Annotated in this window: 13 protein-coding genes and 1 pseudogene; 9 read left to right on the top strand and 5 right to left on the bottom strand. The window is 62.8% G+C overall.

Features of this window, described 5'->3' with window-relative positions:
- Positions 1 to 313 precede the first annotated feature (313 nt).
- The 4 genes from WS96_RS22695 (at position 314) to WS96_RS34915 (ending at position 11,898) form a co-directional block, all read left to right on the top strand.
- Positions 314 to 10,096: a hemagglutinin repeat-containing protein gene (locus WS96_RS22695; protein WP_082720329.1), complete on the top strand. Its 9,783-nt coding sequence runs from the start codon at positions 314 to 316 to the stop codon at positions 10,094 to 10,096.
- Between the two features lie 10 nt (positions 10,097 to 10,106).
- Positions 10,107 to 10,394: a barstar family protein gene (locus WS96_RS32850; protein ID WP_082720330.1), complete on the top strand. Its 288-nt coding sequence runs from the start codon at positions 10,107 to 10,109 to the stop codon at positions 10,392 to 10,394.
- Positions 10,395 to 10,522: 128 nt separating this feature from the next.
- A complete protein-coding gene (locus WS96_RS34125; protein ID WP_179949971.1) occupies positions 10,523 to 11,689 on the top strand; it encodes a hypothetical protein in 1,167 nt (388 codons plus the stop codon).
- Positions 11,650 to 11,898, top strand: a complete 249-nt coding sequence (locus WS96_RS34915) for a CPCC family cysteine-rich protein (protein WP_082720328.1) — start codon at positions 11,650 to 11,652, stop codon at positions 11,896 to 11,898. The genes WS96_RS34125 and WS96_RS34915 overlap by 40 nt, the downstream gene beginning before the upstream one ends.
- A gap of 54 nt (positions 11,899 to 11,952) precedes the next feature.
- Here the strand turns inward: WS96_RS34915 and WS96_RS22690 are convergent.
- Positions 11,953 to 12,390, bottom strand: a pseudogene (locus WS96_RS22690) (IS30 family transposase); the annotation flags it as partial.
- Between the two features lie 126 nt (positions 12,391 to 12,516).
- Here WS96_RS22690 and WS96_RS32835 point away from each other — a divergent pair.
- The 3 genes from WS96_RS32835 to WS96_RS22685 all read left to right on the top strand — a co-directional run bounded on the left by WS96_RS32835 (position 12,517) and on the right by WS96_RS22685 (position 15,414).
- Positions 12,517 to 12,741 carry a hypothetical protein gene (locus WS96_RS32835; RefSeq protein WP_082720327.1) on the top strand — a complete coding sequence of 75 codons (225 nt, stop codon included), beginning with the start codon at positions 12,517 to 12,519 and terminating at the stop codon, positions 12,739 to 12,741.
- 482 nt (positions 12,742 to 13,223) lie between these two features.
- Positions 13,224 to 13,586 carry a hypothetical protein gene (locus tag WS96_RS33835; RefSeq protein WP_156443681.1) on the top strand — a complete coding sequence of 121 codons (363 nt, stop codon included), beginning with the start codon at positions 13,224 to 13,226 and terminating at the stop codon, positions 13,584 to 13,586.
- 70 nt (positions 13,587 to 13,656) lie between these two features.
- Positions 13,657 to 15,414 (top strand): ShlB/FhaC/HecB family hemolysin secretion/activation protein, encoded by a 1,758-nt coding sequence (locus tag WS96_RS22685; protein WP_059835557.1) that lies wholly within the window; start codon positions 13,657 to 13,659, stop codon positions 15,412 to 15,414.
- Positions 15,415 to 15,569: 155 nt separating this feature from the next.
- Here WS96_RS22685 and WS96_RS22680 read toward each other — a convergent pair whose 3' ends face one another.
- Genes WS96_RS22680 through WS96_RS22670 form a run of 3 tightly spaced genes read right to left on the bottom strand, consistent with a single transcriptional unit; the run spans position 15,570 to position 21,854 of the window.
- On the bottom strand, positions 15,570 to 17,030 hold the full coding sequence (locus WS96_RS22680; RefSeq protein ID WP_059835555.1) for an efflux transporter outer membrane subunit: 1,461 nt from the start codon (positions 17,028 to 17,030) through the stop codon (positions 15,570 to 15,572).
- Between the two features lie 31 nt (positions 17,031 to 17,061).
- Complete coding sequence (locus WS96_RS22675) at positions 17,062 to 18,552, bottom strand: efflux RND transporter periplasmic adaptor subunit (protein WP_059835554.1); 1,491 nt, start codon at positions 18,550 to 18,552, stop codon at positions 17,062 to 17,064.
- A gap of 53 nt (positions 18,553 to 18,605) precedes the next feature.
- The gene (locus tag WS96_RS22670) at positions 18,606 to 21,854 is read right to left on the bottom strand and encodes an efflux RND transporter permease subunit (RefSeq protein ID WP_059835552.1); all 3,249 of its coding nucleotides are present in this window, start codon (positions 21,852 to 21,854) and stop codon (positions 18,606 to 18,608) included.
- A gap of 271 nt (positions 21,855 to 22,125) precedes the next feature.
- Here WS96_RS22670 and WS96_RS22665 point away from each other — a divergent pair, with 271 nt between their 5' ends.
- Positions 22,126 to 22,623: an MEKHLA domain-containing protein gene (locus WS96_RS22665; protein WP_059835550.1), complete on the top strand. Its 498-nt coding sequence runs from the start codon at positions 22,126 to 22,128 to the stop codon at positions 22,621 to 22,623.
- 126 nt (positions 22,624 to 22,749) lie between these two features.
- The gene (locus WS96_RS22660; protein WP_034209508.1) at positions 22,750 to 23,055 is read left to right on the top strand and encodes a DUF4148 domain-containing protein; all 306 of its coding nucleotides are present in this window, start codon (positions 22,750 to 22,752) and stop codon (positions 23,053 to 23,055) included.
- 68 nt (positions 23,056 to 23,123) lie between these two features.
- Here the strand turns inward: WS96_RS22660 and ansP are convergent, their stop codons facing one another.
- A complete protein-coding gene (ansP, locus tag WS96_RS22655) occupies positions 23,124 to 24,614 on the bottom strand; it encodes an L-asparagine permease (protein WP_059835548.1) in 1,491 nt (496 codons plus the stop codon).
- Positions 24,615 to 25,079: the final 465 nt, after the last annotated feature.

Genomic DNA, 25,079 nt, shown 5'->3' with positions numbered 1-25,079 from the left:
GATTACGGAGCCGCGATTCGACCTCGTAATTCTGTCAGCGATTTTTGAGATGGTGGGTGAGGTAATATTCGCGCGGATTGCCGCCGTCAGTACTGTCGATACTTGCGACTAACAGAATGCGCTATTTAGCTTGCCGGATCGGATTGCCGTTCGGCGCGCTCGTCACTAATTCGAGTGCGGAGAGCTTTCCAGTTAGTTCGTCGCTTCTTCTTAGCGACGCTTAACAGTTGTTGACGCTGTTCGATTGGATTTCGTGCGATGTTCGCATCCTGTGAGAGCGGGTCGAACAAAAATCGCGAAGTAGACCAAGATTATGAATAAAAATCACTATCGGCTGGTGTTCAGCCGTTTGCACGGGATGCTGGTCGCAGTGGAAGAAACGGCCAGTGCAGCGGGGAAAGCAAGCGCTGGTGAAACGCAGCGTGCCGTCGATCGCAGCGGTATCCATGGAGTGGCGCAGTTCGCGTTGCGTCTTGCCGCATTCGGTGCGCTGATTGCGGCGGGTGCGCTGCCGATGTGGGCACAGGCACAAATCGTCGGCGCAGGGCCGAATGCGCCGTCGGTGATCCAGACGCCCAATGGTCTGCCGCAAGTGAACATCAACAAGCCGGGCGGCGCCGGCGTTTCGCTGAACACCTACAATCAATTCGACGTTCAGAAGAACGGCGCGATCCTGAACAACTCGCCGACGATCGTCAATACGCAGCAAGCGGGCTATATCAACGGCAACCCGAACCTGAGTGCGGGACAGACGGCGCGCATCATCGTCAACCAGGTCAACAGCACGGCGGCCAGTCAGATCAAAGGATATGTCGAGATTGCAGGAAGCCGCGCGGAGATCGTGCTGGCAAATCCAGCCGGCATCGTCGTAGATGGTGGCGGGTTTATCAATACCTCACGCGCCGTCCTCACAACGGGCGTGCCGCAGTTTGGCGCGGATGGTTCGCTGACCGGCTACAACGTATCGCGCGGGCTCATTACTGTGCAAGGTGCCGGCCTCAATGCGTCGAATGTCGATCAGGTCGATCTGATTGCCCGCGCCGTGCAGGCCAATGCCGCGATCTATGCAAAAGATCTGAACGTGATCGCCGGTGCGCAACAGGTCAATCATGACACGCTTGCCGCGACGCCAATCGCCGGAGACGGTCCTGCCCCGGCTGTCGCGATTGACGTGGCGCAATTGGGCGGTATGTATGCCAACAGGTTGTTTTTGGTTGGCAACTCCGCAGGCGTAGGTGTTGCGAACGCCGGGACGATCGCCGCGCAGGCCGGCGACTTGACGCTGCAATCGGACGGTCGGCTGGTGCTGACGGGCAAGACGACTGCGAGCGGCAATCTTACCGCAACCGGCAACGACGTTCAGAACAACGGTACCACCTACGCCCAGCAGAATCTCAACGTCTCGGCGAACGGCGGCGCAGTGTCGAACGCCGGCACGCTCGCCGCGCAGCAGAATACGACCGTCAACGCAGGCAGCGTCAATTCGACCGGCACCTTGGGCGCGGGCGTGAACAGCGACGGAGCCGTTGCCCAGAGCGGCGACCTGAACGTGACGACGACCGGACAACTAAACGCGAGCGGTCACAACCGGGCGGGTGGCAGCGCGAGTTTGCAGGCGGCCGCGATAGACCTGTCGAACGGCACGACATCGGCCGGCAGCGCCCTGACCCTGAACGCGACACAGGGCGATCTGAATCTCGCGCACGCAGTGGCAGTTGCAGGCGGTGCGCTGTCCGCGACCGCAGCGGGGGCACTCGTCAACGATGGTGGCAATCTGTCGTCGGACGCTGCGCAAACGATTCACGCGGGCTCGGTGTCGAATGTCGGCGGGCAGATGGTCTCGGACGCGTCGCTGGACCTGAACACGGCCGGAGCCGTCGACAACCGCCAAGGTCTGATGCAGGCGGCCAGCCGGGCGACGATTACCGGCGCGTCGATGAACAATTCAGGCGGGCGCGCCACGTCGCTCGGTGCGGACGGCCTATCCGTGCATGTCGACGGTGCACTGGTCAATGCAACAGGCACGACCGCACAGGGCGCGACGGGCGGTGTGATCGGCTCGAACGGCACGACCGACGTATTGGCCGATACGATTGCGAATCAGGGGGAGTTCAATTCCAAAACCGACCTGACCGTCCATTCGCGTACGCTGGACAATCACTCCGGTGCGCTGCTGGCGGGGGCGAAGCTCGACACGACCGTCGTTGAAACGCTGAACAACAGTCAAGCGAAAATCTCCGGTTCCACCACCCATATATCGGCCGCGTCGATCCAGAATGACGGCGGCTTGATCGATGGCGATACACTGGGCGTCACGACGACCGGCGACCTCCTGAATCGCGGCGGTGTGCTGCGTCAATACGGGCAGTCCGATCAACGCTTGTACGTTGGCGGGATGCTCGACAACGGTGCGTCGGGATCGATCGCGTCGAATGCGCAGAATCTTGGGATTTCGGCGCATGCGATTCAGAACGACACGGGTTCGATTCAGCACGCCGGCACGGGCGCGCTTGACCTGAGCGCCAGCACGATTTCGAATAGCGGCCAAGTGCTGACGAACGGCGCGTTGCAGGTGACGGCCGACACGCTGTTGAACCGGGGCAAACTGGGTGCGAAGACGGATGCGACCGTCCGTACACAGACCTTCGACAACCATTCAGGTAGCGTCACCGCCGGCGCAAAGCTCGATACGCACGTTGTTGGGGCGTTGAATAACCAGCAAGGGTTATTGTCCGGTTCAACGAACATGATTTCAGCCGCTTCGGTCGACAATGGCCGGGGCATGATTGAGGGCGACGCGCTCGGCGTGACGACGGCAGGCGATCTGCTGAATCAAAACGGATCGATCCAGCAATACGGAAAAACCGATCAAACGCTTTCCGTCGGCGGCGCGCTCCACAACGAACAAGGGACCGTCACCACCAACGCGACGAACCTGACGATCAATGCGCAGTCGATGTCGAATGATGGCGGCAACGTCAGCCACGCCGGCACCGGCCAGCTCGCGCTGACGACGGGCACGATTTCGAATATCGGCGGCCAGATCGTCACCAACGGTGATCTGGTCTCACGTTCGTCGCACCTGGACAATTCGAGCGGCGTGATGTCGTCCCAACACGTCGCAAACATTCTGGCGAATGCCGGCATCGTCAATGTGCACGGTACGTTTTACGGGAAGGATTCCGTCACCGCGTCCACGCACGGCGACTATGTGAATTCGTTCGGCAGTACACAGTCGGGCGGAAATCTCACGGTATCGGCCGGCGGCGTGCTGTCGAACGATCAAGGCATCATGTCGGCCAACGGTGCGCACAGCACGATGGACGTATCCGCTTCGGACATCGTGAACCGCACGGGTACACTGACCAATGCCGGGGATGGCGCGACCGTCCTGTCTGCCGCGACGATCGACAATAATGCCGGTACGGCGGGCGGCAACGGAGATGTGACCGTCAACGCGCAGCGCGTGACGAATACAAACAAGGCGAACCTCGTCGCCGGCAAGGCCGGAAATTTCAATATCGCGCAGTGGCTGGACAACTCCGGGGGCCTGCTTTACGGCGGCACGGTGTTCAACCTGAATCAGGCCGGTGCGACCGTGCTGAACGACAGCGGCAAAATGGAAGGCGGACAGGACGTATCCGTCAAGGTCGCGTCGTTGTCGAACCAAGCCGGTGCGATTCGCGCGAACCGCGATGTCGCGGTCAGCGGTGGCGTGACCGGCGATGGCGAAATGACCGCCGGTCGCAACCTCGGCCTGCACGTCGATGGCGACTATACGAACGGCGCAGCCAACCGTCTGCGCGCGGACGGCGACATGGACGTGTCGGCAACCGGCACGTTGACGAACGGCGGTACGCTGGCGGCGACCGGCGCATTGACGGTGAGCGGCAAGACAGTCGTCAATCAGGCCGGGGCCGACATCAATTCGGCGACGACGACGGTCAACGCGGCCGATACGTTGACGAACGCCGGCACGATCGAGGGCGATTGGGTCGTGACCAACGGCACGACGCTCATGAACACCGGTGCGGTGATCGGCAACGACGTGCTGGTCAACGCAACCGACGTGCAGAATACCGGGCCGAGCGCTGTGATCGCCGGTGCCAAAAAGGCACGCGTCTACGCCTCGAACTCGGTGACCAATAGCGACGGCGCGTTGATCTACAGCGCGGGCGATCTGGAAATCGGCAAGGACGGCACGCGCGACGCGTCGGGCATGCTCGCGAATCAGACCAACACGGTCACAAACGATTCGGCCAGCATCGACGCCGACGGTATCATGGATGTCGCCGCGCACACGCTCGTCAATAAGCGCACGTCGATCGTGACTGAGCCGGGCACGCCGCAAAGCACGTCGTCGTCGCTGTCGCTGTACACCGGCGGTATCCCGATCGGCCGAAAGACCCAGTGGCACCGCAGTCTGACCTTCCCGCAATGGACTTGGGGCGGCGAAGCCGATCCGATTTCGGGGAACATGGCCGGCGCGTTGCGTAATCCGATTTCGGTCACGGTGCCGAAATCGCAGGTCACGAATCTGAATGCGACCACGCAGACTTTTTCGCTGACGCAACCGATTGTCGAAACGTATCAGGACTTGAACTCGTGTGCGGACCTTTTGTGCGTCACTGCTACGGACCAGACACGCAACATCGCGACGAACGCGACGCAGACATACCAAAGCATTCAGGATAACGGCGCGACCTACACGATTACGTTCTGGCCGGACTGGGACCCCAAGACGCAGATGCGCCCGGATACGGTTCGGGTGCGTACCGATCTTGGTCCCGACTCGCACGATTACGTCGAAACGCAGCGTACCACCACAACCACGACGACTACGGACAAATTGATCAGTGCGTCCAATCCGGCGAAGATGCAGGCACAGGGCGCGATCCGGATCAACGCGGATGGCGGTTCGATCACGAACGAATCGTCGATCATGGCGGCCGGCGGCGATCTGGTCCGGCGCGCGACGGGCGGCACCGTTACCGACAAGGGAACGGTGCTGCAACAGACAGTCAGCGAACAGGACACGTCGACGTTCTACTGGCACCAGAAGACCGGGGGCGACAACGATACGCAGACCGTGAATTATCCCGTCACGCCGCTGCCGCCGACGACGATCGCGGCACTGCCGGCTATCGCCACCTCGAACCAGACGGTCCAGACGGACGCGCAATCGATCAATGTGCAGAGCGTCGACCGGCTCGGCCAGACCGTCACGGGTTCCGGTGTGACGGGCGGTAATGCGACCGGCACGCAGCTTGGCGGCCTGAACGGGCAGATTGCGGGACCGAATACGCCGACTGGCGTCACGGGTCAGACGAGCCGGCCGCAAACGCTCGGGAACGCGTCGAGCGGTATTCCGAACCTGACGCTGCCGACCAACGGGCTGTATACGTACCATCCTGCGCCCGATCAGGCGTTCTTGATCGCGACCGATCCGCGCTTCACGTCATATACGAAGTTCATATCGAGCGACTACATGCTCGGCCAGCTCGGCGTGAATCCGCAAACCACCATCAAGCGACTCGGTGACGGCGCGTATGAAGAACGGCTGGTGCGCGACCAGGTGACGCAGCTCACCGGGCGCACGTTCCTCGCTGGCTATTCGGACAACCTCGACGAATACACGGCGCTGATGAACAACGGCGTTGCGTATGCGAAGGCGTTCAATCTCGCGGTCGGCGTTGGCCTGTCGGACGGACAGATGCGCCAGTTGACGACCGATATGGTCTGGCTCGTCTCGCAGGACATCACCTTGCCCGATGGCTCGCACCAGACCGTGCTGGTACCCAAACTGTATCTCGCTCAAGCGAATACGGTCGATTTGCAGCACAGCGGTGCGATTGTGGCTGGGAGCAAGGTCAACCTTAACGGTACGGGGGACGTCGCGAACAGCGGTCATATCGTCAGCGACGAGGCGACGACGGTCATCGGCAACACCATCGTCAACCGGGGTGTGATCGGTAGCGGCGGCACGACGGCAGTGGCTGCCGTGCAGGATGTGCGCAACGTGAGCGGTCGGATCGGCGGAGTCGATACGGTGGTGCGAGCCGGTCGCGACATCACCAACGAAACCGAGACCTTGCGCGTGTCCGGAGCGGCGAGCACGACGGGCCTGGTCGGGCAAATTTCCGCGCAAGGCACGCGCGCGACGGGCGTGATTTCCGCCACCAACGACGTTCAGGCGCTGGCTGGACGCGATGTCAACGTGAACGGCGCGACAATCCAGTCCGGGCGTAATACGTCGGTCGGAGCAGGCCGCGACATCAACGTCGGCACGGTCAGTCTGAAGGCCACGCAGGACGTCGGCACGCGAGATGGCCTGAACGGTGGGCACGACGACGTGACGCAGCATGTCGGCAGCGCGATCACGGCGGGCGGCAATGTGACGACTGTCTCGGGACGCGACACGACGCTGACGAACGCGACCGTCGACGCCAAGGACAATGTAACGATGGTGGCGGGCGGCGATTTGATCGCGACGGCCGCGAAGGATACGCAGCACCACGACGAACGGTCGCTGGGCGGTAGCCTGACCCAGCATACGGCTTCGTCGTATGACGAAACCGCGCGCGGCACGGACATTCACGCGGGCAATAACGCGGTACTGGGTGCGGGCCAAGGTGCGGTTGCTTCAGCGATCCTCGCGGCCGGCGGCGTCACGGCTCAGACAGACGCGTCGCGAGCCGGCAACTTGAGTATCGCCGGTTCGAACGTGACGACCGGTCAGACGTTGGCCGATGGAACGACCTCGGGCGGCGCGACCAAACTGGTCGCCAAGGGCGACATCAACGTCGGCGCGGTCACCGAAACCCACGATTCGCAAAGCTGGGTGCACGACCAGCGCTCGGGGTTCCTGTCGAAATCCGAGACGACCGACGAGAAGACGTCGCATCAGGTGCAGTCGATCGGCTCGACTGTTTCGGGCGATACGGTATCGGGCAGTGCCGGACGCGATCTGACGGTGGCGGGTTCCACGGTTGCGTCGACGCACGACCTGTCGCTGGAAGCGGGGCGCAACCTGACGGTTACCACCACGCAAGATACGAGTAACAGTTCGAGTTTCCACGAGGAAAAGAAATCCGGCTTCGGCTCAGCCGGCAGCGGGATTTCGTATGGGAATCGCGACCAGAAGGATACGACGCACGACAGTTCGGTGACGCAGAACGGCAGCCTCGTCGGCAGTACCGATGGCAGCGTGTCGATGAAGGCCGGCAATGATCTGCATGTCACGGGTTCGGACATCATCGCGGCGCAGGATGTGACCGGCACTGGCAAGAACGTAACGATCGATTCGGCGATCAATACGACCCACCACGACGAAACGCACGAAGTCAAACAAAGCGGTTTTACGTTGGCGTTGAAAGCGCCGGTCATCGATGCGGTGCAGAACGTGAATCAGCAGGCGCGCGGCGCGGGCCAGAGTCAGGACGGGCGCGCCGCCGCGCTGCATTCCATTGCAGCGGCGGGCGGCGTGGCCGACGCATACGGCGCAGCCAAGGGGCTCGCTAATTCACTGGCAAGCGCGGACGGCAAGCCGGAGGCGAAGGTCGAACTGAGCTTCGGTTCGTCGCAAAGCAAGTCGACATTTAGTGAAGACGGCACGCAGAATCGCGGTAGCAACGTGAAGGCCGGCGGCACCGCTGCGTTCGTGGCGACGGGGGACAAGAACGCGGGCCAAGGCAACCTGACGATCCAGGGCTCGGACGTGAATGCGAAGGACGTGCTGTTGCAGGCGACGAATCAGGTCAACCTGCTGAACAGCACGGATACCGACAGCACGCGCAGCACGAACAAATCGAGCAGTTCGAGCATCGGTGTGTCGTTCGGCACGGGCGGCTTCGGCGTGTCGGCCGCGATGTCGCGCGCGCACGGCGATGCCAATTCCGATGCGGCGATGCAGAACAACACGCACATCAACGCGAGCAATACTGCGACGATTGTGAGCGGCGGCGACGCCAACATCATCGGTGCGAACGTCAACGCGAACAAGGTCGTCGCGGACGTAGGCGGCAACCTGAACCTCGCTTCGGTGCAGGATACGACCCATAGCGCTGCGCACCAAAGCAGCACGGGTGGCGGCTTCAGCGTCAGTCAGGGCGGCGGCAGCGCGAGTTTCAGTGCACAGAACGGGCATGCGAGCGGAAGCTACGCGGGCGTGAACGAGCAAGCCGGTATTCAGACGGGTAGCGGCGGTTACGACATCAACGTCAAGGGCAACACTGACCTGAAGGGCGCGTATATCGCCAGTACGGCGACGCCGGACAAGAGTCAGTTGACGACCGGCACGTTGTCGTTTTCGGACATTCAAAACCATTCGGAATACGACGCCAGCAGCGTTGGCGTGAGCGCGGGCGGTGGCATTGGCGACGGCGGCAACAATTACGCGACGCATGGGGCGACGAGCACGAACGGCAAGAACACGGGCGGCGCTTTGCCACTGTATGTGAACGAGAGCGGTAGCAGTAGTGCGACGACGAAGAGCGCGATCGGCGACGGTCGCATCACGATCACGGATAAGGAGAGCCAGAAACAGGACATCGCGACGCTGAATCGAGATACGACCAATCTGAACGGTAAAGTCGACAAGACCCCGGACCTGCAACAGGTGCTGAGCAATCAGGGCGATCTGATGAACGCGGCGATGGCGGCATCGGAGGCAATTGCAAAGCAGATTGGCAACTATGCGGACAGGAAGGAGAAAGCCGCGCGCGATGCCGCCGCCGCGACCGACGATCCTGCGCTCAAGGCGCAATATTTGCAGGACGCGAAGAACTGGGCCGAAGGCGGCGACAATCGTGTTGCTCTGCACATTGCAGGCGGTGCGCTGACCGGTGGATTGACGGCGGGTGGGCTGGGTGCGGCGGGCGGTGCAGCCGGTGCCGGGCTGTCAGCGAAGCTCGCCCCGGAACTGACGGAAATCGCGCAATCGATCAAGGATGCGGGGCCGACCGGCAACAAGAACGTCGACGAATTACTGGGTAACGTCGCGTCGAACCTATTGGCCGGCAGCGCGGGGGCGCTCGTGGGTGGTGGGACGGGTGCGTTGACGGGCGCTGCGGTCGATCGCTTCAATCGTCAGTTGAATCAGGATGAAAAGAAGGCGATTCATGACAAGGCGAACGGCAACGCCGACGAGGAAAGGCGCCTGACGCAGGCCGCGTGCTATCGTGTTCAGTGCTGGGCGGAGTTCTCGCCGAACAGCTCGCAGTGGCTGGCGAACTACGTGAACCCAATGGACGCGAAGGACCTCGCGCCCGAGTTGCAGTGGATCGATAGCCAGAAGGCGAACAAGGGACTGTTCGACTACACGCTGGTTCAGCAGGGCAAGGACTTGGGGCTGAGCCAGTTCGACCAGTTCAAACGCGGCGTGCTGGGCTTCGGAGAAGACGCGAAGAACTTGCCACGTGACGTGGCGAATTCGCACGTGAAGTTGCCGACCGACGTGCAACAGGGCGATGCGAACCCGCAAATCGACCCGAATGGTGGCGGGCCAAAGACGCCGAGCGGGCCAGCAGGGGCCACGGTTGTCGTAGGGGCCGTGCCGTGCGGGCCGGGTGTATTGTGCCCGACCGTGAACGTTGCTCCTGTTGTGGTGCCGGGCGGGCCCATTTTGTCGAGTAGTGGCGGAAAGGGTGATTCGAATGGCGGGAACATTGAATCGGCCAAGACGCCTTCTCCGGTAACATCTGAGGGGGCGGCAAATTCTGTAACCGCTGCTGGGCTAAATCTTGATCTGAAGACAACGCAAGCTGCCAACGAAGTGATAGACAGCTTGAGAACAACAGGCCAACTCCCGAGCAACTATGTTACTAAGGACCAGGCAAAGCTCGATGGTTGGCAACCGGGGAAGGCATTGAATAACAGTGTTCCTGGCGGACAAATTGGTGGTGATATTTTCGAAAATTCAACCAATGTTCTTCCATCGGCAAATGGGCGTGTGTGGTACGAGGCGGATATTGGGTTGAAGAATACGATGTCGCGAAGTAATCAGCCAGGGACGCGTTTGCTATATTCGAACGACGGATTGCTTTATATAACGACGGATCACTACCAGACGGCTACAAAAATCGGATCGTGGAAGTGAGGTGTTTAAAATGGAAGTAACTATTTGTGGGAAGGAAATTTACGATGAGCGTGATTTTCATGAGCAATTGGCAGATGCGCTCGGAATTCAAGCGTATTACGGGAAAAATTTAGACGCGTTACGGGATCTGCTTGAGGGTGGTTTGGAGCGCCCGGTGAATTTCATATGGGTTGATTCGGCAGTATCTAAAACGAAATTGGGTGATTCGTTCGAAAAAATTGTTTCGATATTGGAGCGCGTAAAGTTGCAAGACGAGCGTTACGGATGGACGGATAAATTTACCTATAGCCTGGTTTAACTTACTGGACTCCCAATCCGAATCTAGGGAGGTTTCTAATATGCCAGATCGCAAAATATAGTTCTCGCTTGACCGGCGGCCTGGCAGCGGGCGGGCTCGGGGCCGCAGGGGGTGCGGCGGGCGCTGGCATGTCGGCCAAGCTCGCACCGGAACTGACGGAAATCGCGCAATCGATCAAGGATGCGGGGCCGACCGGCAACAAGAACGTCGACGAATTACTGGGTAACGTCGCGTCGAACCTATTGGCCGGCAGCGCGGGGGCGCTCGTGGGTGGTGGGACGGGTGCGTTGACATCGGCTGCTGTGGATCGCTTCAATAGGCAGTTGCATCCGACTGAAATCACCGCCATTCGAGAGAAGGCACGGCAACTCGCGGCATCCGGCAAGATCGGCTACGATGAAGCGCTATCGCGTCTTTCGGCACAAGCGCTGCGTGACGTCGATCTGCAATTCGCGAAAGCGAATCCGGGTGTAGATGCACGGGCGCAGGTGTGGCTCGACCAAGTGAAGGCGGCGAATCCTGTGGGCTACAACAACATGCCCTTGTTTCAGGCGACGAGCGTGCAGTACAAAGACCCGAGCCTTTACGCGTATACGAAGTCGACGAATCCAGACATCTACAGTGCTGCAAACAGACCGGCTGTGCCAGGTACGATCAGTCCTCGAAATCCGGATTTGTCGGCGATCGTCTCGGGGAATGCGAAGGCTGCGGCGAATGCTTTGATCGATGCATACACCAAGGGATTGCCGGTTGCACTCGGCCCTGTAGGAACGTTGCTGACGAGTTCGACGTCAGCATCGTTGATCCCGATGACGCCAGATGAACAGGCAGCAGCAAAGGCGACCACTATTATGGCGCTGCCATTTGGGTTTCCGACAAAGGGTATTGGCGCTACTTCTGGTGCATCGGCTGATGCGGTAGTAAGCAACAATTTCTACCGTGATGGTGCCGACTTAGTTACTTGGACGCCCGGTAAGCCCGAAGATATAGCACTTAATGCCTCCACCCGTTGGCAGAAGCACGCCGTAGAGTTCTCGGAATTTCAGTCCATGAATGATTATGTAAGAGGAGCAGTTCAGTTCATTCAGAGTCCACCACCGGGAACATTGAGTTTTATGTGTTCAAATGATGATATTTTGCTTTGCAATCCATCAACGAATACCTTTGCCTCGGTTGCGGCGGATGGTATGCCGAGAACAATGTTTCGCCCGACAGATGGGATTGGTTATTGGTATAAACAGACTGGAGCAAAGAAATGGCGAGTCGCTATGCGTGTCCATGCTGTGGCTATCTAACATATCTCTCCCCGCCCAGCGGTACATTTGAGATATGTCCCGTCTGTATGTGGGAAGATGACAACGTTCAACTTGATGATCCTGATTATTCCGGTGGCGCCAATGTTGTTTCATTAAATCAAGCTCGACAAAACTTCAATCTATACGGGGCATCTGAGGCGCGCTTTGAAAAATCGGTGAGGCGGCCTAATCCGGAAGAAATTCCGTAATTATCAAAATGGTAGTCTCAAGAATCAAGTGCAACGTTTAGCGAATCCAGCGTTTTACAATTCCTTGGCCATTGCTTCCTCGGGCGTATACCAACCAAGCATCTGACGAGGCCGGCCGTGGAGAAATTGGGTGATGTCGTTGAGCTGGGTATGTGTGACTGCCGAGAGGTCGATGCCCTTGGGCAGAAACTGGCGCAGCAAACCGTTGGTGTTTTCGTTGCGGCCGCGCTGCCAAGGCGCATGCGGATCGGCAAACCAGATATCGAGATTTAATCGCCTGGCGAGTTCGACATGGCAGGTCATTTCCGTTCCGCGATCGTAGGTCAGGCTCTCGCGCAGAAAAGCCGATCGCTTCTTCATCTGGCGCGTGAAGCCCTCCAGGGCATCCTTGGCCGTGCAACCGTCCATACGGCACAGCACCACGAAACGCGTCTTGCGCTCAACCAGCGTGCCCACGGCGGAGCGATTGAACGCCCCCTTGATGAATGATCCAGGACGTACAGTGACGCAGCGCGAGACAGGGCGCTTTGGTAACGTGATTGATATTACAGCAACTGATGGCCGAGGGGTGCGTTACTCTGTCGATGGTAAATTTATTGGTTTCTTGGAGCGGCCGAAATGAGTGCTTTGACTGCGCAGGTAGCAAGCGTTGTGGATCGAGATAATCTGGTTTATGAAATATGGTTTGAAGCTAAGCAACTCGCAGAAATATCGAAGGAGCCGGGGTGTGATTACTTTATTGAATTGTACGGGCCCGAGGATGCCCTTGCGTGGCGCGTGAATTTGCACGAGTTCAAATCATTGATAGATCAAGGTATCAAAGAATTGATGAACAATCCGTAATGCTCGGCTCTCGCGACGCGCTCCAGCGTAACACGGGGCGCGTCGCTGGTCTTGGCAGCACCTCCGGTTGTGTCCGTCCTGAACGTTGCCACTGTCGTGACGCCCGTTCGACCCATTTTTCAAGTGGCAACGATCAACAGTCGGGTGAAAACACGAGTTCCGCGCCGGGTGGAGTTCAATTACGTATCAACATTACGAACGATGGTATTGGGGACATTGGCGACCGTCACCTTGATCCAAACGTCAATGCGAGCCAGTTTAGCGAAAGCGATTTGAGAGGGCTGCTTCAAGATCTGAATACGGTTTCCACTCCTATCACAAAAGAAGTGCAAACGCCGGGCAGGGCCACGGTATATCCGTGAAGTCGATACAGGAAGGTCTATTGGAACGGATAAGTTCGACAACTTTCAACCTACATCCGTGATGACTGTTATGACCGATAAGTTCGGGAATTTGGTCGCCGCATTTCCGGGGAGATTGAAATGAATATATATAAAAAACGGGTGGAGGACGAAGCAGTGCGTCAAAAATTGTTGGAAAGTTCTAAAAATTTGATAGACGGAACGGATGCGCTGAGCGAAACCTTGCGCGGGAGTTTTCCGGGAATTAAATTGGCATTCGTTGTCGATTGCATTCCGGAGCAAGGTGAAGACATTTATCGAATCCTGGTCAACTCGACGACTATTGCGGAGGTTGAGATTGCTAGAGGTGTTGGTTCGATGTCCAGTCCACCAAGATTGAAGATGATTGAACTTTCTGTGTATCAACAGAAGCGCCACTCGCGGGCCGTTCGGCAAGCGTTGGAAGTTGCGCTGGATTTGATGAAGTCGGGAGGGAGTCGTTGAATTTACGGGGAAGGAATTTTTCATTGGTGAGATTGTTGGGAATTTGTTGTGAATTCACGGAAAATAATTCATGAGAGTACAGAAGTCGCTTATTGCGCTGCCATTAGTGGCTGCTTCGCTTGCCGTGTGCGCACAGCAAACCCCCACTCCTGCCGACCAAGCTGCCGCCGCACGTGCGAATGCGGAACAGGATCGGCAAGCGCAGCAGCAACGCGACGCGCAGCAGCGTGCGGCTGAAGTGCGTGCCCCCTCCGTTCGGTCGGACGTGCCGCGCATTGAAGCGTATCCGGCGCTTCCCATCGAAACGCCGTGTTTCCGGATCGACCGCTTTACACTCGATGTGCCGAGTTCGTTGCCCGATGCAGCGAAGTTTCAGGGCGCGTCCGCCCTGCCGATGGATCGATTTTCCTTCGCTCGCGAATGGTTGGAGCACTATGCTGGCCAGTGCGTCGGCAAGCAAGGTATCGATGTGCTGGTCAAAGGTCTATCGCAAGCGATCCTGGCGCGCGGCTACGTGACGACACGCGTGCTGCTGCCCGAACAGGATCTGTCGACCGGCACCCTCAAGTTTTCGTTGATCCCCGGCGTGATCCGCCATGTGCGCTTCGCCGACGAAAAGCTCCGCGGTACCTGGAAGACCGCCTTCCCGACCGGCGACGGCGAATTGCTGAACCTGCGCGACCTGGAACAGGGCCTTGAGCAGATGAAGCGCGTGACGAGCCAGGACGTGTCGATGCAGATTGTGCCGGCCGACGTGCCCGGCGAGAGCGACGTCGTGCTCGATGTGAAGCGCGGCAAGCCCTGGACGGTTGTTGCATCGATCGACAACTCGGGTACCCGCGCGACCGGCAAGCTGCAAGGCAACCTGTCGCTCGGCATCGACAATCCGCTCGGGCTGAACGACATTTTCAACATCGGCGTGAGCCAAGACCTTGAATTCGGCGACAAGCGCCTCGGCTCGCATGGCTGGAATGGCTTCTATTCAATTCCGTGGGGCTACTGGACCGCGACGCTGTCCGCGTACACGAACACGTACTACCAACAGATCGCCGGCGTGAATCAAACATTCGTGGCGAGCGGCAATTCAAAGACGGTCGATTTCAAGCTGGCCCGAGTGCTTGCCCGTAGCCAGAATGATGTGTTCGGTGCGTACGCTCGCCTGTCGCGTCGTTTCGGACAAAGCTTTATCGAAGACACCGAGATTTCGCAGCAGCGCCGCAATAACACGATGATCGAACTCGGCCTGACCGATCGCCACTACTTCGGCGGCGCGCAGTTCGATGGCTCGCTTGCATATCGGCAAGGTATTGGTGGATTGGGGGCTCAGGAAGATACGTTGGCGGCGGGTGGTGGGCCGACCTATCGGTTCAAGATGGCCGTGTTCGATGCGAATCTGTCGGTGCCGTTCGCGATTGCGCAGCAGCCGTTCCGCTACGTCACGACGTTCCACGGCCAGTACACCGGCAACACGCTGTACTACATCGACGACCTGACGATCGGCAGCCGCTACACGGTGCGCGGTTTCGATGGCGAAACGATGCTCGCCGCGGCGCGTGGCTTTTACTGGCGAAACGAACTGCAGGCGCCGATCGGGCAGACCGGACAAGCAGTCTATGCCGGCATTGACTACGGTCGCGTATGGGGCCCGCAGCCGGTGGCATTGGTGGGCACGCAACTGGCAGGTGCGGTGATCGGCGTGAAGGGCAGCGTCGGGACGCGTTTCGGTGGGTACGGCTACGACCTGTTCGCCGGCACGCCGATCTACAAGCCGTCCGGATTCCCCACGGCGCGTGTCACGGTCGGTTTTCAGGTGACGGCCCAGTTCTGAACGTGATGAGTCGAGACACGTCTCCGACCCGTACGCGTCGCAAGCCCGACGCTGCATATGCCCGTCTGGTTAAGGTTGCCGCCGAGCGCGGGTTTACGTTGCTGACGAAGGAATGGGGCGGGTGATTTGACCGTGGGAATCGTGGTGTGTGGCGACTACGACGCATCCGTGCCCGCGCCCACGCTCGCCTGCCAACCGCCGCCCAACGCCTTCAGCAACCCGACTTCGGCCTCGACCCGGCGCGCGTCGATCTGATCGGCCGTGCGCCGATTCGTCAGCGCGATCGTCTGCGCGGTCACCACGTCCAGATAGCTGACGGCGCCCGCGTTGAAGCGATTCGTCGTCAGCCGCAGCGACAGGTCGGCCGCGTCGGTCGCGCGCTGCTGGCTGCCGGCTTCGGACGCGAGTGCGTCGAGCGCCGACAACTGATCCTCGACCTGCTGGAACGCGACGAGCACGGTGTGCCGGTAGTCGGCGACCGCACCGTCGTATTGCGCATGCGCGCCGCGCAGCGACGCGCTGCGGCGGCCGCCGTCGAACAGCGTGCCGGCGAGCTGCGGACCGAGCGACCAGAACAGGCTCGGCGCGGTGAGCCACGGTGCGAAGAACGAACTCTCGAGGCCGACGCTCGCCGACAGCACGAGATCCGGGAAGAACGCGGCGCGCGCCTCGCCGATCCGCGCGTTCGCGGCCGCGACACGGCGCTCGGCCGCCGCGATATCGGGCCGCCGCTCCAGCAGTTGCGACGGCACGCCGGCCGGAATCGCCGGCACGTGGAACGCCTGCACGCGCGGCGGCAGCACGAACGTCGACGCGCTCTCGCCGACGAGCGTCGCGATCGCGTGCTGCAACTGCGCACGCGACGCGTCGATGTCGGTGTCCTGCGTGCGCGTCGATTCGAGCTGCGTCTCGGCTTGTGCGACCGCCGACGCATCGATCGCACCGGCCGCGAGTTGCCGCTTGAGCAGCGTCAGTGCGTCCGCGTACGCGCGCACGGTGTCGTCGAGCAGTTGCTTCTGCGTGTCGAGCGAGCGCAGCGCGAAATAGTCGGTCGCGAGTTCGGCCGTGACCGACAGCTTCACGGCCTGCAGATCGGCCGCGCTCGCGGCGGCGTCCGCCTGCGCGCCCGTCACCGCGTCGCGTACGCGGCCGAACACGTCGGGTTCCCAGCTCGCGGCCACGCCCGCCTGATAGTCGGGCGTCGTCTTGCCCGCGAGCGACGAGCCGAGCCGGTTTTGCGACACGCGCGCGCGGCTTTGCGCGGCGCCCGCGGTGATCGTCGGCAGGAACCCGGCGTGCTGATAGTCGACCGTCGCGCGCGCCTGCTGCAACTCGGCGACGGCTTTCTTCACCGTCTGGTTCGACACGTCGATGCGCGCTTCGAGCGCGTTCAGGTCGGCATCGTCGAAGACGGTCCACCAGGCGCCGCGCGCGGCGGCGTCGGCCGGGTTCGCCGTGCGCCAGCCGGCCTGCGCGGCCGGTGCGCCCGCGTAGTGCGTGGGTACCGCGACGGCGGGCGGCGAATACGGCGGCAGCGTCGAGCAGGCGGTCAGTGCGGCCACGGCGCCGAGCGCGGCGACGCGGCGGACGAACGGGAGCGGGTGAAGGAAGCGCATGGCGGATATCTCGTGAGTCGTCGTCGATGGGTCAGCCGCGTGCGGGCGCCGAGACCGGCGCCGATGCGGCCGTCGCGGCACCATCGGCGCCGGCGGCGCGCATCGGCGGCGCGACGCGCGCGGCGGTGGCGGACGCAGGTTGCGCGCGTCGCACAGCAGAAGCTGCAACCGGCGCCGCGTCGTGCGCGGTCGACACGATCTTCACGGCTTCGCCGGCCGTGATCGCATCGCCCGGATTGTCGATCACGCGATCGGTTGCCGAGAGCCCCGCGACGATCTCGACGCGCGTGCCGAAATCGCGTCCGATCTGCACGGTCTTCAGCGCGGTTCGGCCGTTCGCGCCGACGGTGGCGACCGTCACGCCGTTCGGCCGGAACAGCAGCGCGCTGACCGGCAGATCGAGCGCGGGCGCCGCACTCGGCACGGCGAGATGCGCCTGCGCATACGCGCCGGGCATCAGCGCGCCGTCGCGGTTGTCGACGTCGATCTCGACGCGCAGCGTGCGCGTGACGGGATCGATCGCGCCCGCGCTGCGCGCGACCCGCGCGGCAAGCCGCCGCCCCGGATATTGCGGCGTCGTCAGGTAGACCGGCGTGCCGGTCGATACGCCGGCTGCGCTGTCCTGCGGCACGTCGACGAACACGCGCAGCGTATCCGTCTGTTCGAGATGGAACAGTTCGCCGGACAGGCCCGGGCTGCCCGGCGTGCCGCCCGCGGTGACCAGCGTGCCGACGTCGACGTTGCGTGCGGTGATCACGCCGTCGAACGGCGCGGTGACGGACTCGTACGACACGAGTTCGGCAAGATGCGCGACGTTCGCCTGCGCTGACGCGAGCATCGCGCGCTTCGCGTTCATGTCCGCGACCTTCGTGTCGGTGTCCTGCTGCGACACCGATTGCGTGTTCAGCATGTCCTGCCAGCGCTGCGCGGTCGATTTCGCATAGTCGTAGTTCGCCTGCGCGCTCGCTTCGTCGGCGCGCGCCTGGCGCAATTGCGCGTCGAGATCGGGCGCCGAGATCTGCGCGAGCATCTGGCCGGCCTTCACGTGCGTGCCGAGATCGGCGCTCCAGTGCGCGACGTAGCCGCTCGTGCGCGCATAGATCGACGCGTCCGCATAGGGCGCCACCGAGCCGGGCAACGTCAGCGTCTGGTCGGCCGGCGCCGCGCCGGGCACGACGACCGACACCGGCAGCGCCTGCTGGGCGGCCACCTGCGCACGCTGCGCGGCGCGTGCGTCGATACGCGGCACGATGCCGAGCGCGAGCAGCGCGGCGGCGAGTGCGACGGCCGCGAGCGGCACGGCGAGCTTGCGGGCGCCACGGTTTGGCGGCACGTCGCGTGTCGCGTCACGGGTTGTGTCGTGTGCTGTGGGCGGCACGGTTGCGTTGGCGGTCGGGGTATTCGGAGCGGCCGGTGTGGCCGAAGCAGCCGTAGCAGCCGTAGCAGCCGGCGTGGCCGGAGTCGCAGACGTTACCGCTTCGTCGGCGGGCGGCGGGGCGACGGGTTCGATCGAGTCGTTCATGGTGGGTCCGGGGTCGGGCGAATCGAAGGATGAGAAGGGGCGGCCGTCTGCACTCAACGCAGCGCTGGCGTGTCGGGTGCGTGCTGCACACGCCGGGCGGCCGCGGCGTCGCGACGCCGCGCGAGCCACGCGTGAACGAAGCCGAACAGCACCGGCACGAACAGCAGCGTCGAGCACGTGCCGAACGCGAGCCCGCCGATCACCGCGCGGCCGAGCGGCGCGTTCTGCTCGCCGCCGTCGCCGAGGCCGAGCGCCATCGGCAACATGCCGATCAGCATCGCGAGCGCGGTCATCACGACGGGCCGGAAGCGGCTGAAGCCTGCGTCGAGCGCGGCCTGCCACGGCGGCGCGCCGGCCGCGAGCAGCTCACGTGCCGCGTTCACGACGAGAATGCTGTTCGCGGTCGCGATGCCGATGCACAGGATCGTGCCGGTCAGCGCGGGCACCGACAGCGTGGTGCCCGTGACGAACAGCATCCACGCGATGCCGGCGAGCGACGCCGGCAGCCCGCCGACGATCACGAGCGGATCGAGCCACGACTGGAAGTTCACGACCATCAGCAGGTAGACCAGCGAGATCGCGAGCGCGAGGCCGCCGAGCAGGCCCGAGAACGACTCGTGCATCGCCTGCACCTGGCCGCGCAGCACGATCGACGAGCCGGGCGGCAGTTGCGCGCGCGCGGCGTCGACGAGCTTCGTCACGTCGGCCGTGACGCCGCCGAGATCGCGCCCCTGCACCGCCGCGAAGATGTCGAGCACCGGCTGCACGTTGTAGTGCGACACCACGGCCTGCTGGGTCGAGCGCGAGAACGTGCCGAGCGCGCCGAGCAGGTTCTGCGCGGACGCGCCCGCAGCCGGGCCGCCGGCCGGTGTCTGCCGCGTGCTCGCGGTGCCGGCGGGCAGCGGCACGTTCGCGAGCGACTGCAGCGAATTCACCGTGTATTGCGGCGTCTGCACGAGCACCGGGTAGCTGACGCCGTTGCGCGGATCGAGCCAGAAGTTCGGCGTCGTCTGCGAGCTGCCGGACAGCGCGATCAACAGGTTCTGCGCGACGTCGCGCTGCTGCAGGCCCGCCTGGATCGCCTTCGTGCGGTCCACGTTCACGTCGATCGCCGGTTCGTCGCCGGGCTGCTGGATGCGTGCGTCGACGAGCCCGCGTACGCCGCGCAGCTTCGCGAGCAGTGCATTCGCGACCGCGCGGTTCTGGTCGAGCTTGTTGCCGACGATCTGGATGTCGATCGGCGCGGGCAGCCCGAAATTGAGGATCTGGCTGACGATGTCGGCCGGCAGGAACGCGAACGTCACGCCGGGGAACGACTGCGCGAGCACGTTGCGCAGCGTCGCGACGTAGGCGGCGGTCGACGCGTGATTCGGCTTCAGCGTGACGAGCACGTCGGCGTCCTCGGTGCCGATCGGGTCCGACGAATCGTACGTGAGGTTGATCCCGCTCACCGGCACGCCGATGTTGTCGAGCACGCCGGCGAGTTGGTTCGCCGGAATCACGCCGCGGATCTTCGCTTCGACTTCGTCGGTCAGCCGCGCGGTTTCCTCGATCCGCGTGCCGGTCGGCGCGCGCAGATGCAGGCGGATCTCGCCGGTGTCGACCGACGGGAAGAAGTCCTGACCGGCGAACGCGTAGAGGCCCGTCGATGCGACGCACGCGAGCAGGAACGCGGCCGCGAAGCGGCGGCGACGCGCGATCGCCGCCGACAGCAGCGCGCGATAGCGCAGCCGCACGGCCTCGAAGCGATGCTCGAACGCGGCCTGGAAACGCGCCAAATGCACGAGGGGCGCGAATACGCCGCGCGGCGGCCGGCCGCTCCCTTTGGCGCGCATCAGCGCCATCGCCAGCGTCGGCACCAGGGTGCGCGAGAAGAAGTACGACGCGATCATCGCGAAGATCACGGCCTCGGCCAGCGGCACGAACAGATAGCGCGCGACGCCCGTCAGCAGGAACATCGGCACGAACACGATGCAGATCGACAGCGTCGACACGAAGGTCGGCACCGCGATCTCGCCCGCACCGGTCAGGATCGCGTCCTCGAGCGGCGCACCGCGCTCGAGATGATGCGTGATGTTCTCGATCGCGACGGTCGCGTCGTCGACGAGGATCCCGACCGCGAGCGCGAGCCCGCCGAGCGTCATGATGTTGATGGTCTGGCCGAGCGCGGACAGCGCGAGCAGCGACGTGAGCACCGCGAGCGGGATCGTGACCGCGATGATCAGCGTCGCGCGCCAGCTGCCGAGAAACAGCAGGATCATCAGCGCGGTCAGGCAGGCGGCGATCAGCGCTTCGCGCACGACGCCCTGGATCGCCGCCTTCACGAACACGGACTGATCGTCGAGCGGCGCAATGTGCAGCGCCTTCGGCAGCCCGGCCGCGATCTTCGGCAGCATCGCCTTCACCTGGTCGATGATCGTCAACGTCGACGCGCTGCCGGTTTTCTCGACCGTCAGCAGCGCCGCGCGCTTGCCGTCCGCCCGCACGATGTTGGTCTGCGGCGCGTAGCCGTCGCGAACGTGCGCGACGTCGCGCACGTACACGACATTGCCGCCGATCGTCTTCACCGGCAGGTCGTTCAACGCGGCGACCGTCTGCGTGCTGCCGTTCATCTGCACGTTGTATTCGTGCGTGCCGATCTTCGCGGTGCCGCCCGGCAGGATCAGGTTCTGCGCATTGATCGCGTTGACGACGTCGATCGGCGCGAGTCCTTTCGCCTGCAGTGCGCGCGTATCGAGGTCGACGACGATCTGGCGGATCTTGCCGCCGAACGGCAGCGGCACGGCCGCGCCCTGGACGGTCGCGAGCTGGGTGCGGATGAAGCTGTTGCCGAGGTCGTACAACTGCTGCTCGGCGAGCGTGTCGCTCGACAGCCCGAGCTGCAGGATCGGCACCGTCGACGCGTTGTACGTGATGATGTTCGGCGGCAGCGTGCCGGGCGGCAGGATGCGCAGGATCGACGCGGCGTTGCTCGCGGCTTCCGCGATCGCGCGATTGATGTCGGCGCCCGGGTGGAAAAAGATCTTCACGACCGACACGCCGTTCAGCGACTGCGACTCGATGTGCTCGATGTCGTCGACGTCGGACGTGAGCGCGCGTTCGTAGTTCGACGTGATCCGCTTGGCCATGTCCTCCGCGGAGAAGCCGTTGTACGACCAGACGATGCTGACGACCGGAATGTCGATGCTCGGGAAGATGTCGGTCGGCGTGCGCAGCAGCGCGAGCGGTCCCGCGATGAAGATCAGCAGCGCGAGTACGACGAACGTGTAGGGCCTGCGTAACGCCAGCCGGACGATCCACATGATGGTGCTCCTCGAAGCAGGGCTCGGATGCGCATTCGATGCGACGAGCGTGCAGTCTGCCGGCGCGGCGTTGACCCGACCCTGACTCGAGGATTACGAAGTCGTTATCTGTGCCGGCGACGGCAGCGGCGGCCGTGCGGCGGGGCGCCCAGCGCGATGCGGGCTGGCCGAATCGTCGCCGCCGACGGCGGTGCGCCGCTTCATCCATATAATGTCCGGCGGCAAAACCTTCGCTCATTCGCGTATCTCGCCCATTCCAGGAGCCAGACCGATGTCGTTGCGCACCGATGCAAACTTCTTCCTCCTTCTTGCCGATTCGTATCGCCGGCTCGTGAACCGTCCGCTCGTGCCCGACGGTATGAGCTCATCCGACGGCGCCGCGTGGCTGTACGGTACGGCGCCGTTCGGCGTGCTTGCGCACGACACGTCGGCCGATCCGGTCTTCATGTACAGCAACCGGCGCGCGCAGGCGATTTTCGAATATGACTGGGATGAACTGACGGCATTGCCGTCCCGTCTGTCGGCGGAGCCGATGGAGCGACACGAGCGTCAGGTGTTTCTTGACAAGGTGATGCGCGACGGCTTCGTGTCGGAATACCGCGGCGTGCGGGTGACGAAGTCCGGCAAGCGGTTCTGGATCGAGCGCGCGACCGTGTGGCAGCTCATGGACGCAGACGGAACCGTGCACGGCCAGGCCGCGATGATCCCGGAAGTACGACCGCTCGACGCACCTGTGACAGGCGCGGGCGACCAGATAACAAATCCGTAATCGAAGCCTCACCTTCAGGAAAGCGCGCGAATCGCAGAATGGACCCAACTCCTCATCGCATCGATGCGGAGCGGATGTCCGGCCCGATCTGCGGACGCAAACATGCCATCTTGAGAGGTGAACATCATGAACAACCTGATTCGTGCAGTCCTGCTGTCCTGTGCGCTGAGCGCACCGATCGTCGCATTTGCGCAAACCACCGACCATGCGCTCACGCGTGCCGACGTGCGCGCCGATCTCGTCCGCGTCGAAAAGGCCGGTTACCGGCCGATCGGCAGCGATCCTTACTATCCGGAAGACATCCAGGCGGCCGAGGCGAAGGTCGCCGCGCAGCAAGCGCAATCGGCCGCTGCACGGCCGACCGACGCTGCAAAGCCCGCGACCTCATCGTTCGCGTCGCTCGACACGCAGCAGTTGTACGAGCATCACTGAACGCGGCGATCGACCGCCGCCCGCGGTGCCGGCGGCGGCCTGATCGACGGCATGCATGCCGCCGCGATTCAGTGCTCGCCCTTCTCGAGCACGTTCTGCGTGAGCGTGACCGACGGAATCGTCGGCTTGAGCAACGCACGGCGCGCGCGATGGCTCAGCCATTTCCAGCCGGCCACGAGCAGCAGCGCGACCAGCGGGATCGATGCAATCGTCCATGTCCCGTTCGGGTAGTCGAACGCCATCAGCACCAGCACGCCGAGCAGGAACAGCAGCGTGAGCCACGATGTCACGGGCGCGCCCGGCATCCTGAACGAGACGTCGTCCGCCTCGCCGCGCCGGACCGCGGCGCGGAACCTCATCTGGCACACGACGATGAAGCCCCATGTGCTGATGATGCCGAGCGACGCGATGTTCAGCACGATCTCGAACACGCTCGACGGCACGAGATAGTTGAGCAGCACGCCGACCACATAGATCGCGACCGTCACCAGAATGCCCGCGTACGGAACGGACTGCGCGCTCATTCGCGCGAGGAACGCGGGGGCCGAGCCGCCCATCGACAGCGCGCGCAGCACGCGCCCCGTCGAATACAGGCCGGAGTTCAGGCTCGACAGCGCGGCCGTCAGCACGACCAGGTTCATCACCGAGCCGATGCCCGGCACGCCGAGCGCGCCGAAGAACGTGACGAACGGGCTCTGGCCCGCCTTGTACGCGCTCCATGGCAGCAGGCAGACCAGCAGCACGACCGATGCGACGTAGACGATCGCGATGCGCCAGATCACGTTGTTGATCGCGCGCGGCAGCACCTTGCGCGCGTCCTTGCATTCGCCGGCGGCCGTGCCCACCAGTTCGACGCCTGCGAATGCGAACACCACGCCTTGCACCAGCACCAGCGCCGGCATCAGTCCGTGCGGAAAGAACCCGCCGTTGTCGGTGATCAGATGCATGCCGGTGCCATGGCCGGCCACCGGCATGCCCGTGCCGAGGATCGCCGCGCCGATCACGAGAAACAGCACGATCGCGGCGACCTTGATCAGCGCGAACCAGAACTCCATCTCGGCGAACCACTTCACGCCGATCAGATTCATCGTCGCGACGATGCACAGCGCAACGAGCGCGAAGATCCACTGCGGCACGGCCGCGAACGGCGCCCAGTAATGCATGTAGAGCGCGACGGCGGTGATGTCGACGATGCCGGTCATCGCCCAGTTCAGGAAGTACATCCAGCCCGCGACGAACGATGCCTTCTCGCCGAGGAATTCGCGCGCGTACGACACGAAGCTGCCGCTGCTGGGGCGATGCATCACGAGCTCGCCAAGCGCGCGCAGGATCAGGAACGAAAACGCGCCGCACACGAGATAGACGATCGCGAGCGACGGGCCGGCGGCCTGCAGCCGGCCGCCGGCGCCGAGAAAGAGCCCGGTGCCGATGGCCCCGCCAATCGCGATCATCTGCACCTGTCGATTGCCGAGGGTCTTGTGATAGCCGGCTTCGTGCGATTCGAGCCAGCTGCGTTTGTCGGTTTCGCCGGTTGTCGACGGTTCGGGAATCGATGCCATGACGGTATCCTCGCGCACGGATGGGATTGAATTCATCCCGACCGCGGATCGATCGGGACCACCGGTACCGGCGGACCGGCGCGCGCAAGCAAGCGCACCCGTCCTGTTCGCGATTCGCCGGGCGCGGCGAAAGGCACGGTACGCCGCGAACGTATTCAGCCGTAATTCCCGTCACAAACGGCATGCAAATTTGGACTAAGCCTGTTCGAATCCGTGCATGGGGGCCGCGGCGGCGGATGAACCAATTGGGTAATTTGGTGCGCCGGCGCGCACTGCGAGGGCAGCCGTTGCCGAAGGTGTCGGCTCATGCACCGAAATGAGGAATGCGGTACACCAAAGGTTCGCCGGCATTTCCGTCTCGTGCCGGTGCGGCCGGCGTTTTGCGGCAATGGCCTGGTTTTTGCTGGAGTGATGTCGGCCGCGCAACGGTTGCGCGCTGCCCGACGACATACCAGACAAGGAAGA

It is taken from the genome of Burkholderia sp. MSMB1835, assembly GCF_001526365.1.
Classification (GTDB): domain Bacteria; phylum Pseudomonadota; class Gammaproteobacteria; order Burkholderiales; family Burkholderiaceae; genus Burkholderia.
This window is presented reverse-complemented; position numbering and strand designations above follow the sequence as displayed.